15 protein-coding genes are annotated in these 17155 nt (G+C 44.9%); 5 read left to right on the forward strand and 10 right to left on the reverse strand.

Annotated elements, in window-relative coordinates; all coding sequences use genetic code 11:
- The first annotated feature begins 60 nt into the window (after nucleotides 1-60).
- A complete protein-coding gene (locus tag R7E47_RS09415; RefSeq protein ID WP_054576418.1) occupies nucleotides 61-1116 on the forward strand; it encodes a hybrid-cluster NAD(P)-dependent oxidoreductase in 1056 nt (351 codons plus the stop codon).
- 213 nt (nucleotides 1117-1329) lie between these two features.
- On the opposite strand, the gene R7E47_RS09420 is transcribed toward R7E47_RS09415, so the two are convergent.
- The 3 genes from R7E47_RS09420 to R7E47_RS09430 all read right to left on the reverse strand — a co-directional run bounded on the left by R7E47_RS09420 (nucleotide 1330) and on the right by R7E47_RS09430 (nucleotide 4448).
- Entirely contained in the window at nucleotides 1330-2271 is a 942-nt protein-coding gene (locus R7E47_RS09420) for a class I SAM-dependent methyltransferase (protein WP_318084162.1), read from the reverse strand.
- 31 nt (nucleotides 2272-2302) lie between these two features.
- Nucleotides 2303-2995 carry a TIGR01621 family pseudouridine synthase gene (locus R7E47_RS09425; RefSeq protein WP_054574035.1) on the reverse strand — a complete coding sequence of 231 codons (693 nt, stop codon included), beginning with the start codon at nucleotides 2993-2995 and terminating at the stop codon, nucleotides 2303-2305.
- Between the two features lie 82 nt (nucleotides 2996-3077).
- A complete protein-coding gene (locus R7E47_RS09430) occupies nucleotides 3078-4448 on the reverse strand; it encodes a sodium-dependent transporter (protein WP_042522154.1) in 1371 nt (456 codons plus the stop codon).
- Between the two features lie 430 nt (nucleotides 4449-4878).
- On the opposite strand from R7E47_RS09430, the gene cls reads away from it, so the two are divergent.
- From cls to R7E47_RS09450, 4 genes are all read left to right on the forward strand, one after another.
- Nucleotides 4879-6333 carry a cardiolipin synthase gene (gene cls, locus R7E47_RS09435; RefSeq protein ID WP_017820861.1) on the forward strand — a complete coding sequence of 485 codons (1455 nt, stop codon included), beginning with the start codon at nucleotides 4879-4881 and terminating at the stop codon, nucleotides 6331-6333.
- Nucleotides 6334-6544: 211 nt separating this feature from the next.
- Complete coding sequence (locus R7E47_RS09440) at nucleotides 6545-7750, forward strand: cystathionine beta-lyase (protein ID WP_042522027.1); 1206 nt, start codon at nucleotides 6545-6547, stop codon at nucleotides 7748-7750.
- A gap of 248 nt (nucleotides 7751-7998) precedes the next feature.
- On the forward strand, nucleotides 7999-8904 hold the full coding sequence (locus R7E47_RS09445; RefSeq protein ID WP_005378107.1) for an esterase/lipase family protein: 906 nt from the start codon (nucleotides 7999-8001) through the stop codon (nucleotides 8902-8904).
- Nucleotides 8905-8916: 12 nt separating this feature from the next.
- Nucleotides 8917-9777 (forward strand): lipase secretion chaperone, encoded by an 861-nt coding sequence (locus tag R7E47_RS09450; RefSeq protein ID WP_042522029.1) that lies wholly within the window; start codon nucleotides 8917-8919, stop codon nucleotides 9775-9777.
- A 24-nt stretch (nucleotides 9778-9801) separates the two neighbouring features.
- On the opposite strand, the gene R7E47_RS09455 is transcribed toward R7E47_RS09450, so the two are convergent.
- The 7 genes from R7E47_RS09455 to pspA all read right to left on the reverse strand — a co-directional run bounded on the left by R7E47_RS09455 (nucleotide 9802) and on the right by pspA (nucleotide 17141).
- On the reverse strand, nucleotides 9802-10368 hold the full coding sequence (locus tag R7E47_RS09455) for a DNA-3-methyladenine glycosylase I (RefSeq protein ID WP_017634671.1): 567 nt from the start codon (nucleotides 10366-10368) through the stop codon (nucleotides 9802-9804).
- 72 nt (nucleotides 10369-10440) lie between these two features.
- Nucleotides 10441-13551, reverse strand: coding sequence for an efflux RND transporter permease subunit VmeI (vmeI, locus tag R7E47_RS09460; RefSeq protein ID WP_085569587.1), 3111 nt, complete (start codon nucleotides 13549-13551; stop codon nucleotides 10441-10443).
- Nucleotides 13548-14645 (reverse strand): efflux RND transporter periplasmic adaptor subunit, encoded by a 1098-nt coding sequence (locus tag R7E47_RS09465; protein WP_169628408.1) that lies wholly within the window; start codon nucleotides 14643-14645, stop codon nucleotides 13548-13550. Before R7E47_RS09465 ends, vmeI begins: the two co-directional genes overlap by 4 nt.
- Before the next feature lies 1 nt (nucleotide 14646).
- Nucleotides 14647-15678 carry an efflux RND transporter periplasmic adaptor subunit gene (locus R7E47_RS09470; RefSeq protein WP_005378114.1) on the reverse strand — a complete coding sequence of 344 codons (1032 nt, stop codon included), beginning with the start codon at nucleotides 15676-15678 and terminating at the stop codon, nucleotides 14647-14649.
- A 161-nt stretch (nucleotides 15679-15839) separates the two neighbouring features.
- Entirely contained in the window at nucleotides 15840-16229 is a 390-nt protein-coding gene (pspC, locus tag R7E47_RS09475) for an envelope stress response membrane protein PspC (protein ID WP_025766867.1), read from the reverse strand.
- The gene (gene pspB, locus R7E47_RS09480) at nucleotides 16222-16455 is read right to left on the reverse strand and encodes an envelope stress response membrane protein PspB (protein WP_005378117.1); all 234 of its coding nucleotides are present in this window, start codon (nucleotides 16453-16455) and stop codon (nucleotides 16222-16224) included. The genes pspC and pspB overlap by 8 nt, the downstream gene beginning before the upstream one ends.
- Before the next feature lie 14 nt (nucleotides 16456-16469).
- The gene (pspA, locus tag R7E47_RS09485) at nucleotides 16470-17141 is read right to left on the reverse strand and encodes a phage shock protein PspA (protein ID WP_005378119.1); all 672 of its coding nucleotides are present in this window, start codon (nucleotides 17139-17141) and stop codon (nucleotides 16470-16472) included.
- Nucleotides 17142-17155: the final 14 nt, after the last annotated feature.

The raw sequence follows: 17155 nt of genomic DNA on the forward strand, positions 1-17155 counted from the left end.
TCCTTACGCGGAGGCGCTATCTATTTCGAACCAAAAATAGCCACAACCAAAGAGATTGTTATGTTTTTTGAATGGCAAGGTAACCAACCCGTCACACTCCGTTGCATCGACAAATACTTCGAAACACACGACACCGTCAGCATAAAATTGGCCGAACTAACCGAATCACTTCTGTTTCAGTTTAAGCCTGGCCAGTTTATTAACTTGGGCGTCGAAATTGATGGAAAAATGGAGTTTCGTGCCTATTCAATCAGCTCGATCAATGAAGACGATCACCTTCAACTCACCATCAAACGAGTATCTGGCGGTAAAGTATCGAACTACATCGTTGACTCGCTGCTGCTCGGTGATACTGTTCAAGCATTACCACCAGCAGGCGAATTTAACTGCATCGACCATCCACCCGTGTTACGTGATGGCGAAACAAAAGCCTTGCTTATCAGTGCAGGTTGCGGCGTCACGCCCGTATTTTCGATGGCAAAGCACTGGCTGAGTAATCAAGATGAAAACGACAACGATGTGGACATCGCATTTCTTCATATTGCACGCAGCCCAGAAGAGACGATTTACTACGATCAGCTAGAAACGTTAGACGCTGTGTATCCCAACTTCAATTTAAAGTTGTTGCTGAAAAACCGCGAAGGAACATCGCATCCACAAGGTCGTTTGAATGCCGACTGGCTTAAAGAGCTTGTTCCTGATTTCAAACAGCGCACCGTTTACCTGTGTGGTCCAAGCCAGTTTATGCAAGATGTTCACGGCTATTTGAATGACCTTGGTTTTGACATGACGAACTTCTACCAAGAGAGTTTTACGCCAGCGACTGGCGCAGAATCATCGGTCTCCGATGAGACGGTTAACGTTTCTGTTCCTGATTTTGCTCAAAGCATCGATGCTCAAAAAGGTCAGGTACTGGCCGATGTGCTCGAAGGCGCAGGTTTACCATTAATCGTCGCTTGTCGAAGCGGGATTTGTGGCTCGTGCAAATGCAAGGTTCGTAAAGGCAACGTCTCTTCCACTAGCCTAGAAACATTGACGCCAGAAGAAATTGAACAAGGCTATGTGCTCGCCTGCTCATCAACCATCGAAGCGGATCTTGAAGTGCAGATCGGTTAATGCTGCTGGTATCGATCTTTTATTGTTTCCCGTCATTCCGACGAGCCTAGGCGAGATCAGGAATCTAATATCAGCGTGTTAGGAATAACTCACTCTGATAATAGACTCTGAATCACACTCGCGTCTCGCTATTCAGATTAACGGGGTATCGTGGAAATGCCAGCCGTACTCAAACGGCTGGTATTATAGATAGGTACAACTTTCGTTTCGTCGTCATTGCTTCTCGCTAAACAGCAACACTTTCAATGCTGCTTCGCTGTCTACGTCCATAAACTCTGGTGGGTTATCCAGACGCTCGCGGAACGTCAGTTGTGGCGCTTCTTCTTGCATGCTCTCAATCAAGAAGTCGCTTGTCACAGATGGTGAGTTCACACATGCCATCACTTGACCGCCTTCTGCCAACAAATCCGGCAATCGACGTAGAATCTTTTTGTAGTCTTTAGTCAGCGCAAAGCTGCCTTTCTGGAACGAAGGCGGATCGATGATAATCAAGTCATACTGACCAGATTTCTTAATCTTACCCCACGATTTAAAGATATCGTGCCCCATAAAGCTTACCTGGTTGATGTTATGACCATTTAGCTTGTGGTTCTCACGACCTTTAGACAGCGACGCTTTTGCCATGTCGACGTTAACCACTTTATCTGCGCCACCCGCAATGGCAGCGACAGAAAAGCCACACGTGTAAGCAAACAAGTTAAGCACGTTTTTATGCTTCGCATTTTCCCGTACCCAATCACGACCGTAGCGCATGTCCAAAAACAGACCGAAGTTTTGGTTGCGGCCAATATCCAATTGGTATTTCAAACCGCTTTCTTCAACGACAGGGCGAGCGTCTAATTCACCGACAAGCACTTCTGAAGGCGCACCATCGGCATAACGGTGCTGAAGAACCATAGTACGACCTTGCTTGTCTGCCCACAGTGGTGATAGTGCCAACGCATTGAGGCCGCTTTTCAGCTCAGCGAGAAACGCGTCGTCGACTTCTTTAAACAAGTTGATGATCAACTGACCTTGTAACCAATCACAGGTAATTTGCTCTAAGCCATCAAAACGACGGCCACGACCATGAAACAGTCGACGAATTTCGTTCGGAGCTTGCGCGAGCTCGGTTTCTAGATGCTGAAAAAACAGCGGAAGTTGTGATGCTTGCATCGAGTTCTCTTATTAGTTTTCTTTGTGACGGTTATTTGATCGTAGGCCAGTTCAGTTCCCAAGGGGAAAGCCAAGTATCCAAACCCTGAGAGACGATTTCACTGTGCCATTTGTTACCCAGCACTTGGTATTCTCGTGGGTCGCAAACAAAGCGATATTGCTCATCTCGGTATTGGAAGCAAAGTGAAAATGCATGCAGATAACCGCGATCAGCCTCATTGCCTGCATTGTAAATCGGGTCGCCAACAATACCTGAGCCAACCGATTTTAATGCCACGCGGATTTGATGCGTTTTACCAGTGTGTGGCTTACATAAAAATAGGCGCTCTCCGGGCTCTGCCGCAAGAGAGAAAAACTGGGTGACGGCTGGGTTATTTTTGCTGTTGACCAGCTTCCATGATGAACGGCGCGAACGCTCCATATCACCAACGACCAAACCTTGTTTCTTTTTCGGCTTTTTAGAGCCAATCGCCAGATAGAACTTTTCCACTTGGCGGTCAGCAAAAGCTTGCGATAACGCACTGGCCGCTTTGGCGTTGCGTCCGAGGAGCAGAATACCCGATGTCATTTTATCCAAGCGATGGATAAGATAGAGCTGCTGATCACCACTCTGCTTAGCCACTTCTTGCAGCAGCATTGTGTCGCCATCGTCTTTATGAACAGAGACGTTGGGATGCTTATTGATGATCAGAAAATCGGGATGGGTATGTAGAATATCGAACATAAAAAACTGGCTCCACGTTTGGAGCCAGCAGTATACATAAGTTATCGGACAAAGCTATCGAGGCTTGCCCCCAAGGTATTTGCTAAAGCTTCTTCGAGAAAATGCCAGCAAGACCAATGATTGCGATACCCAGCAGCATGATTTCACCTTTGCCACTATCAAAGCCAGACTTAATCCCCATGAAGGCAACAATAGCAATCGCAACAGGAATCAGGTATTTAACTAGGTTGTACCACAATCCAAATAGCGGGAAGGATACTTCGCCGTCATTAGTGATCTCTTTTTCTAGCTCAGCACGGCTTAGGCGCCATCCTGCAAAGATACAAACCAACATACCACCAACCGCTAAGAAGATTTTGTCCGTTAGCAAGTCGAAGATATCAAAGGCACCGGTACCAAACAGCGTTGGTCCCATTCCACCTAACGATAGTGACGCAAAAATACATAATGCCGCCATAACTGCACTTGCAGACAGAACTGCGTTAGAGCGCTTCATGCCTTTCTCGTCAATTAGGTAAGACACGACAACTTCCAATAGTGATACTGAAGAAGTTAATGCCGCCACCGTCAAACCGATGAAAAATAACAACGCGAATAGCAACCCAATCACACCGCCCATTTCAGCAAATAGCTGAGGAACGACAACGAATACAAGACCAGGGCCTGCCGCAGGCTCCATGCCAAAGGCAAACATTGCTGGGAACATAGCAACACCAGCAAGAATCGCGACACCAGTATCCATCGCTGTAACCATACCGGTTGTTTGAACTAGGTTCTCTTTCTTTTTCAGGTAAGAACCGTACGTCATCATACAACCCATACCTAAGCTAAGTGAGAAGAACGCTTGTCCTAGTGCAGCAAGAACCACGTTGCTGTCGACTTTAGAAAAGTCCGGCATGAATAAGAACTCAAGGCCAGCCATTGCACCTGGCAGCATCAAGCCTTTAACAGAAACAACGATTAGGATTAAGAACAGAAGCGGCATCAGAACCTTACCGGCTTTCTCAATACCACCCGAAATCCCTTTCATCACAATCATGACGTTAAGGAACAGGTAAACACCCATCCACATTAAAGGTTGAATCGGATCTGAGATGAAACCGCCAAAGCTGTCGCCAATTGCTTCTGGCGCGCTGAGTAGACCACCACCCACTTTAAAGATGTAGGCCAATGCCCAACCACCAACCACAGGGTAGAAGCCCATGATCAAAAGACCACTGAAGACTCCCATAACGCCAGTAAACGTCCAGCGTCGGTCAGTTGTTTTGAATGCACCTACGGCAGAAAGACCTGTCTTACGACCAATAGCGAACTCTGTCAGCATCACGCTAAAGCCGATAAAAATTACAAAGATAAGATAGATAGCAACGAATGCACCGCCGCCACTCTCACCTGCTGTGTAAGGGAATTTCCATATATTGCCTAAACCGACAGCGGAACCCGCTGCTGCCATTACGAAGCCTAGTTTAGACCCCCACGTATCACGTGGTGCTGCTGTATTAGTTGTAGCCACGCTTTTTCTCCAAAATTAGTTTGTTGTGTATGCATAGAGATAGGCGTCTAAAAAGTTTATGTAAAAATTATTGTACACTTATAAAATAAGCGTTCGACGCACTATATCTAGAAAGTAAAGCAGCTCCCCTTTAAAATTGGAACCCCAAAAAAGTACATTTATCGCACAAGTGTCGAGTTACGCAGGTTAAATGCTGCTTTTTTGTTCAAAAGTTAAAGAATGACCTTATTTTTCACATTAAAATAACAGAATCAGCTGTTATGAAATTCGTTCCTCATATAAGGTCAATCCCACGTCTAAATGGGAAATCTATTCCCCCAACCCACTTTTATGCTTAATATCCTAGAAGGGCATATTACTCTGAGCGTATATGGACAAGTTTTATCACTTTCTTACTTTAGCTGGCATCGGGCTATATTGGTTACTGGTCGCAGGTGTGACCATTCGTGTCGTTTTAAAGCGCCGTGCAGTGAGCGTGTCTTTAGCTTGGCTAATGATCATTTATATCCTTCCCGTTCTGGGTGTCGCATGTTATTTCCTCTTCGGTGAACTGAACTTAGGCAGAAAGCGAGCCGAACGTGCGAAAGAGATGTTTACACCATTCGAGAAGTGGTTCAGTCAGCTTAACGACTGTAACGCGCACAACCCAGAAACGATGGGAAGGCACATCTACCGAATTGATGAACTTTGTAACAACCGCCTTGGTCTTCCCGCATTGAGCGGTAATACATTGTCGCTGCAACAGTCACCTAATGAGATTTTGCATTCCATTATTGAAGACATCGAAAACGCGCAGAGCAGTATTCGAATGGTATTCTACATTTGGCATCCGGGTGGTTTGGCTGACTCTGTCGCTTCTGCGCTTATTCAAGCGGCTAAACGCGGCGTAGATGTCAAACTATTGCTCGATTCAGCAGGTAGTCCACGTTTTTTCAGAAGTCCTTGGTATCGAATGATGCAGGATGCTGGAATTGAAGTTATTCAAGCGCTAGAAGTGAAGATGTGGCGTATTTTCTTACGTCGTCTTGATCTTCGCCAACATCGCAAGATCATCGTAATTGATGATGAAATTGCTTATACAGGTTCAATGAACTTGGTTGACCCGGCTTACTTCAAGCAAAATAGTGGCGTTGGGCATTGGGTGGATATCATGGTTCGCATTACAGGACCAACGGTAAACGTATTGAGTGCCATCCACTGTTGGGATTGGGAAGTCGAAACTGGCGAACGTCATTTACCAAGACTACCTGAATGCAAGATCGATGAGAGTGAATTCCAACACCCTATTCAGGTTGTGCCTTCTGGCCCAGGTATGCCGGAATATCTGATCTATCAAGTATTAACATTGGCAATAAACCAAGCCAATCGCTCGGTACGAATCACAACACCATATTTCGTGCCCAATGCTGATTTACTCGAAACGTTAAAGATGACAGCACAACGAGGCATTAACGTTGAACTCATTATTCCCCATAAAAATGACTCTATGATGGTGCAATGGGCTTCACGCGCTTTTTATAGTGAGCTCTTGAGTGCAGGGGTCAAGATTTATGAGTTTTATGGTGGTTTGCTGCATACAAAATCTGTCGTAATTGACGACCAATTCTGTTTAGTTGGCACCGTAAACATGGATATGCGCAGCTTGTGGCTGAACTTCGAAGTGACCCTCGCCGTTGATGACGAAGAGTTCACCAAGCAAATGTCTTGGTTACAAGATAGCTATATTAAGCAATCTCACACTGTTGTATTGGAAGAATGGGAGAAAAGGAGCCTATTTTCTCGGTTCTTAGAGCGAGTGTTCTATCTCTTCAACCCACTCCTCTAATACCTCAAATACACAGGCTAAAAAACCTCCAGCGCTACATGCATCCTGCTGGAGGTTTGTTCTTTTAGCTCCCTATCTACACGATACCTCTCGACATCATTACCTGTTCATCTTGGCTGTTATTGGCTGATAGTTGACTTTTCCCTTGCATAACCTACGTCGTCCATGTTTTAAATATTCAAAACCGCAATATTTAAGACAGGGAACTTTTATGTCAGAGGGAAAAAAAACCAAACTCATTACCGCTGGCCGCGATAAAAAGTGGACAAATGGTGTTGTAAACCCACCCGTTCAACGCGCTTCAACCGTGGTATTCAATACCGTTGCAGAAAAGAACCAAGCCACCATTAATCGTGCAAACAAAACATTGTTTTATGGTCGCCGAGGCACCAACACGCACTTTGCTTTCCAAGACGCAATGGTTGAGATTGAAGGTGGAGCTGGTTGCGCGCTTTACCCTTGTGGAACGGCAGCAATTTCAAACGCCATCCTCTCTTTCGTTGAAACTGGCGATCACATTCTAATGGTGGACACTTGTTACGAACCAACTCGTGACTTTTGTAACACCATAATGAAGAAAATGGGCATCGAAACCACCTATTATGACCCAATGATCGGTGAAGGTATCCGAGACTTGATTCAGCCGAATACCAAAGTCCTTTTCTTGGAGTCTCCTGGTTCAATAACCATGGAAGTCCAAGATGTACCTACATTAGCGCGCATTGCCCACGAGCAAGATATCATCGTGATGCTTGACAACACATGGGGAGCAGGCGTGAACTTCTCTCCTTTCGAGCATGGCGTAGACATTTCCATTCAAGCGGCAACTAAGTATATTGTTGGACATTCAGATGTCATGCTAGGTACTGCTGTGGCTTCTGAAAAGTATTGGGATCAGCTTCGTGAACAAAGCTACCTGATGGGTCAGTGCGTTTCTCCTGACGACGCATACCTAGGTCTTCGAGGTATTCGCACGTTGGATGTTCGCCTAAGACAGCACGCAGAAAGCAGTTTAAAAGTCGCTCAGTGGCTCGCTTCTCGCCCAGAAGTTGATCATGTCCGCCATCCAGCTTTAGAAACAAGCCCTGGCCATGAGTTTTTCAAACGAGACTTCACAGGTGGAAACGGCTTGTTTTCATTTGTTCTCAAAACGTCTTATCCAAAAGCGACGACGGCTCTGCTTGATGGTATGAAACACTTCAGTATGGGTTACTCTTGGGGCGGTTATGAAAGCCTCATTCTAGCTAACGAACCTAAGAGCTTTAACAGCCTGAGAACCGTAGCTCACCCACACTTTGAAGGTACTTTGGTTCGTATTCATATTGGCTTAGAAGACGTAAATGACTTGATCGCTGATTTAGAGGCTGGTTTTGCGCGTTATAATGCCTTAATGCTTGAAAAAGAAGCCTCCCTATAACAATGATTGAATCGCCCTGCATTGCGGGGCGTTTTTATAACCCTCTGACTTAATTAGAATTAACTAACATTCGCCCGAACCATTAATTAATGTTAATCATTTGTGTTGTTTTTCAATTGAGCAGTCACAGAATGAAATAATGTGCCATAAATAGGCTTTTCAAATTTAGAGTTTCTCTCCTACTTTTTATCATTCATAAGAGGTCATACCACAAGGAGATAGTTTTGAAACTCAAATTTATAGCGCTAATGCTTTTTACCTTAGTTACCGTCCCAATAACCTCCGTATACGCTGCGACAGGTTATACCCAAACCAAGTATCCGATTGTCTTGGTTCACGGTTTGTTTGGTTTTGATACCCTGGCAGGCGTTGATTACTTTTTCGGAATACCACATTCCTTAACAAAAGATGGTGCTAAAGTTTATGTTGCACAGGTATCCGCGACCAATAGCAGCGAAGTTCGAGGGGAGCAACTGCTTGCTCAAGTAGAAACCTTACTTGCAGCTACAGGCGCAGAGAAAGTCAATCTCATTGGTCACAGTCATGGTGGTCCAACAACGCGCTATGTTGCCTCTGTCCGTCCTGACCTAGTCGCATCAGTTACGAGTATAGGAGGCGTTAATAAAGGGTCTAAAGTAGCCGATTTAGTTCGTGGCACCGTATCTGAGGGTTCGGGGAGTGAGCAGCTCGCGGTAAAACTGGCGCAAGGTTTAACCACTCTTATTAATCTTCTATCAGGTGGTTCTGATCTCGACCAAGACCCTTTAGCCTCATTAGCAGCCTTGACCACGGAAGGATCATTGGCGTTTAACCAGCACTACCCAGAGGGAGTCCCTACCAGTGAATGTGGTAATGGCGACTTGCTAGCTTCAAATGGCGTTTATTACTACTCATGGACCGGATCATCCACTTTTACAAACGTTTTCGATCCGACTGACGCTGCCATGATGGTACTTGGCTTAGCCTTTGATGGACCGAATGATGGCTTAGTTGGTGCGTGCAGCACACATTTAGGCAAAGTCATACGTGATGATTATCAAATGAACCATTTGGATGAAATTAACGGTCTACTCGGTATTCATCATCTTTTTGAAACCGATCCAGTCACGCTTTATCGCCAACATGCAAATCGTCTCAAACTTCAAGGTTTATAAGAGGTCATCACAATGAAGAAAGTCGCTCTCACCACTTTTATCCTGCTCTCGATATTTGGCGTGGGAGCGCTTTCTCTGTTGCAAAGCGACAAACAACAAGAGATAACCTCTAACCATTCGCCATCTCAGCAAGATATAGCCGCCGATGTCTCTTCCCCAAAAGATTTCTTCGAATATTCTCTTAGCCGGCTGGGCGAAGAAGATCTCGATACGATCAAAGCGGAAGTCAATGATGACACTTTAGCAAAGCAAACTCTGAATATTGATGCCAAACTTTTTCAAACCTACCTTTCCTACAAGCAAGCACTCTCTGCATTAGAGCCTTTTGAGCACAATCACCTAACGCTTGAACAGTTAACCATGCTGAATGAAGCAATACTGAACTTACAGCTTCAATACTTTAGCGAGGCGCAGATAACCCAATTGTTTGACGAAGAAAACCGACTTCGCCAACTTGCTTTAGAAAAGCTGACGATTAAAACACAGGCATCGGATATCGAGAGTCAAGAACACCTTCTCAATCAAGCGTTATCAGAACAACCGGATTACATACGAGAAAGTGAACGCAATAACGCATTAGCAAAGCAGCTCGAGCAAGCTTCTCAGCTTGATTCACAAGACAAGTACATCGCCCGTGTTGCTCTGGTAGGAGATGCCGGAGCGCAGAGGCTGCAAAAACTTGATGAGCAAAGAGCATCATTTGAGACTCAACTCGCCACTTACTTAAAGCAGCGTCAAAATATTCTGAATAGAGATTTTCTAGGGCAAGACGAAAAACAGGCAGAAATCATTGCTTTAAGAAAACAAAGCTTCGATGCCACTCAATGGCGTCGAATCGAAGCTTTGGAACGTATTCATGATAGCCAGAACTAACAACATTAGCTTAATAGCCAAACGTTACTTATTCTGCTTTTTAGGACATCCAACGATATGGTCATCCACCATGCCGACGGCTTGCATGAAAGCATAACAGATGGTTTCACCGACAAACTTGAAGCCTTTCTTTTTTAGGAATTTACTCATGGCTTTGGATTGCTCTGTCGAAACTGGCACGTCACTCATATGTTGCCATTGATTAATGATTGGTTCGCCGTCCACGAACTGCCACAACGCGTCTGATAAACTTCCGTATTCAGCAATTAACGCTTTGGCCGCTTTGGCATTACTGAAAACCGAGTTAATCTTTCCGCGATGCCTTACAACATCGAAGTTTTCCACGATGTATTCAGCGCGTTCTTCATTTCTTTGTTCCAACGCATCTAGATCGTAATTCTCGAACGCTTCTCTGTAACCTTCGCGCTTTTTAAGGATGGTGATCCAACTAAGACCAGCTTGCGCACCTTCCAAAGTAATAAATTCAAACAGGACTTGGTCGTCATATACTGGCACGCCCCATTCGGAATCATGATATTCGCGCTCTAATGGGTGATTCATCGCCCACGCACACGTTTTTTGTTCTGTCATTATTCTTCCTTAAAAAGCGCCTCTAACTGATGAGCTAGAGGCGCGATATTTTTCATCGTTATATCAGTAGCACTAAGCCTGTTTCGGTACTGCCACTTTATGGAACAAACGATACAACACTGGCACGACAATCAGTGTCAGGACTGTCGCAAAACCCAAACCAAACATAATCGTAACCGCCATTGGTTTGAAGAAAATATCTGGCAACAGTGGGATCATACCAAGGATCGTCGTGATAGCAGCCATACAAACGGGACGGACGCGACTTACCGCAGCATCAACGACCGCGTCATAAGCCTCTTTACCGGACTTCATTTCAATTTCAATTTGGTCCAGTAATACGATGCCATTTTTGAGCACCATTCCCGATAAGCTTAAGAAGCCGAGCAATGCCATAAAACCAAACGGCGTGTTGAGTGCCAACAAACCGGTGGTGACACCAATTAACGCCAGTGGCACGGTAAGCCAAACAATGAGTGGCTCTTTGATAGAGTTAAATAGGAATACAGTGATCAAGAACATGAACAAGTACCCCATTGGCATAGTAGTAAACAGTGACTCTTGAGCATCACCTGAAGATTCGTATTCACCACCCCACTCTAGTGAATAGCCAGGAGGCATTTGAATCGCTTCGATTTGGGGCTGTAAACGTTTTTGCAACGTCGATGCGGTTTCTTCACCTAGAATATCAGGGTCTGCCATCACAGTGAGCATACGCTTACGGTTCTTACGTACGATGATAGGATCCTCCCAACGCATGTCGTAACCCATTGTGACTTGTTGAAGTGGGATAAACTCACTCTGTGCTGGACTCCATATTTTCATGCCTTCGATGTTACGAATATCAATGCGCTCATCTTCTGGTAAACGAGCCACGATAGGCATGAGCGTCGTGCCGTCTCGGTATAAGCCTATCGTCATTCCAGAGAATGACATGGACAAGAAATCATCGACGTCCGATTTGGTAATGCCATAGCGACGTGCCTGACTCTCGTTAAACTGAGGTTCAAGAACTTGGGTTCGTTCACGCCAATCATGCCTGATATTTGTTGCCTGAGGGTCGGCGTACATGATGTCCTTGACCTGAGCGGCTATCGTACGAAGGACGGTTGGATCTGAGCCAATAATACGCGCTTCAATTTTTGCACCACCACCAGGGCCTAACTCAATCTGTTTGAGCTTGTAATTGATTTCTGGGTAGTTGGCTTTTAAATACTCTCGAAACTTCGCCATTAATGGTTTTAACGCTTCGTAATTTTCCATACGAGTGGTTATCTCACCATAAGCCGCATAACTTTTCTCTGGCGCGTACGTTAACATGAAGCGCTGTAAACCTTTACCCGCGGTCGTCGTGATATGGTCAACATGCTCTTGCTTAGCTAACCAACTTTCTAACTCTTTAAGCGTTGTGTTAGTTGCTCGAATATCAGTTCCTTCTGGCATCCATACATCTAACTGAAAAATCGGCGTTGTCGACGATGGGAAAAACGCTTGCTTCACAAAGGTGAACCCGTAAACACTTGCCGCTAATCCCGCAATCAGCACCACAACGGTAAACCAAGCACGACGCATACAAAACTGAAGAAACTTTTTATAAATAACGAAAATAACCCCGTTATATGGATCATTTTCTTCCCCTTCACCTTGTTTAATCTTCTGGCCTTTAAAGAAGATGTCAGCAAAGAATGGTGTCAACGAGATAGCGGTAAACCAGCTCAACATTAAAGAGATCAGCAGAACCGTAAACAAAGTGCCACAGTATTCACCCGTAGAGTCTTCAGACAGTCCAATTGGCGCAAATGCAGTTACCGCAATCACAGTTGCCCCAAGTAATGGCCACTTTGTTTGGGTAACAATGTCGGTCGCTGCTTGGAGTCGAGTTCGCCCTTTTTGAGTACCAATCAAAATCCCCTCAACCACAACGATTGCATTGTCCACCAACATACCTAACGCGATAACCAAGGCACCTAATGAAATCCGCTGCAAATCTATCGCGAGATACTTCATGAAAATGAACGTACCCAACACCGTCAGCAGTAAAATTAAACCGATAAGCAGACCTGAACGTAGCCCCATAAAGAACAGAAGTACGATAATGACGATACCGACAGCTTGAGCCAAGCTCACAACAAAACCGCTAACCGATTTATCCACTTCTTTCGGCTGACTATAGATTTCCGAAATTTCGATACCGACAGGTTGTTGGTACTTTAGCTCTGCAAGGCGATGATCAAACGCTTTTCCGACTTCAACGACGTTGACGCCTTCAGCAAAAGAAACACCCACGTTTAGTGCGAGGCTGCCGTTAAAATTAATAATATTATTCGGGACTTCTACGTAACCACGTTTTATTTCCGCCACATCTTTCAAGAAGATGAGCCCCTGAGCACCCGACTCAGTAATCAACAAATCGCCTAGCTCATCCACACTCTGGAACTCGCCAGTCGGCTGAATTCTGATGTACTCGTCACCAATTCTGATCGCTCCTGCGTCAGAAACTACGTTTTGCGTCGAAAGAAGATTAAACACGGTATCCGGAGCAAGACCTATACTGCTCAATTTTTTCATCGATACTTCGATGAACACTTGCTCTTGCTGTTGCCCAGATACCGAAACTTTACTCACGCCATCAACCAGTTCGAGCTCTCGGCGTAAGTAATCGACGTAATCCAGTAGCTCTTTATAGCTATAACCGTCGCCAGTCACCGCTAACAAAATCCCGTAAACATCACCAAAATCATCGATCACTTGAGGTTCATTCACACCTGGAGGCAACGTCCCTTTAAGGTCGTTCACTTTACGGCGCAACTCATCCCAAATTTGTGGTAGATCATCAGGGCCATAATTGTTCTTCATCGTGACCGTGATTTGAGATAAGCCTCGGCTAGAAATCGAATTTACTTCATCAACATAAGTAAGCTGCTGAATCGCTTTTTCGATTGGATACGTCACTTCTTCTTCGACTTGTTGCGGTGTCGCACCAGGGTAAGAGGTCACTACCATCGCATCTTTAATAGTAAAAGCAGGGTCCTCAAGACGCCCTAAACCAAAGAATGCGGCGATACCACCAATCAAAAATATCAGTGCGACCATCCAACTGATGACGCGATTTCGGATGAAGTACGCAGCAATACCGGTCACATCATCATCACTTTGAGGCACTGATTTATTAAGATCGCTCATAGACCGGCCTCCTGCGTAGCCATTTCCTGTATCACTTCCACTTTCATGCCATCCCTTAATCGAGAAACACCGGCAGTCACAACTTTGTCTTTGAGCATGAGACCATCAAGGATTTGAATGGACGTTTTAGATGCCTTACCTGCTCGCACCTGTTTGCGCGATACCGTATTGTCGTCATTCAGTACCCAAACAAATTTGTTTTCGCGCCCCAGCTCGTCACCATCCGCATTAAAAATGGCTTCGATAGGGACATTAATTCCTAGGTTGAGATCAAGCCCAACATTCTCGTCTTTAGACGTTACTTCAACAGCCATCCCATCTAGGATGTACTCTTCTTCCGGCATAGGAAGCGACAGTGTGACAGTAAACGTACCTGTTGTTGGATCGGGCTCAGTCGTAAATTCTTTTACCGTCGCGTTATATTCGTTACCGCTGGGCACGCGCACTAATGCTTTGATCGCGGTAAGCCTTTCTTCCGTTGGCGGTTGGTTCACATAGAGGCGGTCTGGAAGCTGAATCAACACTTCGACTCGCTCCAAGCTGTGAATATTAACGATATGCTGTCCGACTTGAACATTTTCGAATTGGTCGATATTAACTCGCGAAATAATCCCATCCACGGGCGCTTTTAAGGCAGTAAATGATAGACGAAGTTTGGCTAACTGAAGCTCAGCTAAGGCGATTTGTCGTTGTGCTGCAATTTCATCAAACTGAGACTTAGCTAATAGGCCTTTATCAACCAAAGGGCGTGAGCGGCGATACTGACTGTCGACAACAGAAAAACGCGCACTCGCATTATCTACATCCAACTCATAGTCCGTGGGATCTAGCGTTGCAATAACATCACCCTTCGTGACTTTGTCGCCCTCTTTTACCATGATGCGGCTGACTTCTCCTGCCACTCTGAAGCTCAAATGAGAGCGATCCGCTGCATTCGCAACCGCAGGGAAGTACAAGTTGTCGTCCACCTTGTTTCCCGCTAATGACGTAACCCTAACTCGTGGCGTTTCGAGCTCTTTTTCTGGCGCCTTATCCCCACAGCCAACGAGAAAAAGCGTTGAAAGTAAAGTCGCTAGAGAGATGATTCCTTTCATATTACAACCCTCTTTCCTTAATCCACGCTCTTACCTTAATTCCGGGTTCAATTACACTGACACCCGAGATAATGATTTGGTCGCCATCGTTAAGCCCGGCTAACACTTGATTTTTGTCATTCATCTCAATTGCGGCTTTGGATACAATGCCTTGCTCATCGACACGCCAAACGTATGTTTTGCCGTTCTCTTCTAGCAACGCGGAGTTAGGAATCTTTGTCGCTCCTGCACTTTTGGACAGGAGGTAAGCATTGCCAGACATTCCCGGCAAAAGGCCAATTTCTGCTGGTCGCTCCATGACCATCGTGACTTTGTAACTGCCCGTTTTAGGATCGGCTTCTGTATCGATTTCCTGAAAGGTTAAATCAAAGGCTCGCTCGGGGAACGCATCAAATATCATTCTGGCAGAGACATCGCTCCCCTGCGTGTAACGATTTAGAAGATAGTCTGGGATTTGGAATATCACTTTGAGGAGTTGGTTGGACTGAATATTCATCACCCCTTCTTTCGCGGCAACATATTCATGGTTTTCTGCTGGAATGTACGAAATAGTGCCATCATATGGCGCGACAAGTTTGGTATATCTTAAGTTTGCCTTTGCTTGATTCCATTGAGCTTTTGCTGAGTTGTGATTCGCTTTTGCCTCATCAAAATCTTGCTCAGATACTACTTGGTCTTTACGTAGCTTTTGGTATCGCTTGTATTGCACATCTGCGAGCAAAAAATTTGCCCGAGCTTGCTGTTCGAGCAGAGAATATTCATCTGGGTTTAATGACGCCAAAACATCACCTTTACTGACGACTTGACCTTCATTCACTTCTATCGTTTGAAGAAGCCCAGGAACTCGAAATGTCAGTACTGCTCTATCGCCAGCTTCCGTCGTGGCAGGAAAATGTCGCTCAAACTGGGCATTGCCAACAGATACTGTAAATAGCTTCGCAGGGCGCGATTCAGGTTCAGGAACAGGAGGAAGTTCTTTACCGCACCCCGACAAGACAGCCGAGATGGCAATAGGAATGAGCAATTTTCTCATTACATTCATCCATAAAAATTGGGGGATTATTTTTAAAGTAGATGAATTTTGAACGAACTTCCAGAGCAGAAAAGATTAATAGTGCTTTAAAATTAGTAATTTGTGATAAAAAAGCAGGCTTTATGCCTGCTTCAGTTAAATCTTCTTTGGATACAAAATGCCTAGAGCTTACTGAATTCTCTGTTCACCCTATATGTATCAGACGTAACATAAGCTTCCATGTTACGAATTTTGCCATCAAGACGGTCAAAATCCCTTTCCAACACACTGAGCAGTTGATCAGGGCTTTGCCCTTTCTGCCAAGGCTTACTTTTGAGCGTATGCTCTTGCTGCGCTCTGATATTTTCAGAATACGTTACTGGTTGCTTTTCTAACATAAACGCCATCGCGATGTACGCTAACAATACCAAAAACGTACCACCTAACAGCGCTGCAGAAATCACTACAATACGAATCAACCAAACTTCTGCACCAAAGTAGTTGGCAATTCCGGCGCAAACACCGGAGATTTTGCCATTTACTGGATCACGATACAGTTCTCGATTATTCATACTTTCGTCTCCATGTTGGTGACTCAGCATCCAAGATGCGCTCCAATGTATCAACTCGGGACTGCATCGCTTCCGCTTTTTCAGATAGTACCTGAAGGCGCTCTAAATCTTGGCTCGACAGTGCACTATCTGTTTTGCGTTTGCTGCGATAGTGTAAGAAGAGCCATAGTGGAGCGACAAAGATTAAAAAGACAATCACTGGTCCTGCTATAAAAAATGCCGACATAAATGGCTCCTTTCTTATTTATCTTTCGATGACATCTGTTCTTTCAGTTTTGCCAACTCTTTTTCAATTTCGTCTTGTGCCTGCAACTCTGCAAACTCTTGTTCTAGCGATTTAGCATTACCAGTTTGAGCATATAGGTCTGCTTCCGCTTCCATTTCATCCACTTTACGTGAGTACTGCTCAAATTTCGCCATCGCTTCATTAGTACGGCTAGTGTGCAGGTGTTTTTGCACATCACGACGGTTAGATGCAGTTTGGTTACGAATTGCTAGTGCTTGCTGTTTTGCGCGCGTTTCAGCAATTTTGCTTTCCAACTTACCAATCTCGCCAGTAAGCTTATCGATCGTTTCTTCCACTAAGGTTTGCTCAGTGTGGAGGCCTTTAATTACTTGCTCTAGCTTTTGCTTTTCAATTAATGCTGCACGAGCTAGATCTTCGCGCTCTTTAACTAATGCTAAGCTCGCTTTTTGACCCCATTCGCCAATTTGCTCTTCTAACGTTTCAACCTTACGAGCCAACTCTTTCTTGTCTGCAATCGCTTTAGCCGAGTTAGTACGCACTTCAACAAGTGTGTCTTCCATTTCTTGAATGATAAGACGGATCATTTTTTCAGGATCTTCCGCCTTGTCCAGTAATGCACTGATGTTTGAGTTAACGATATCTGCAAATCGAGAAAAAATACCCATAACGGAACTCCTCT

This window comes from Vibrio sp. Vb1026 (assembly GCF_033338745.1).
GTDB lineage: Bacteria > Pseudomonadota > Gammaproteobacteria > Enterobacterales > Vibrionaceae > Vibrio > Vibrio alginolyticus.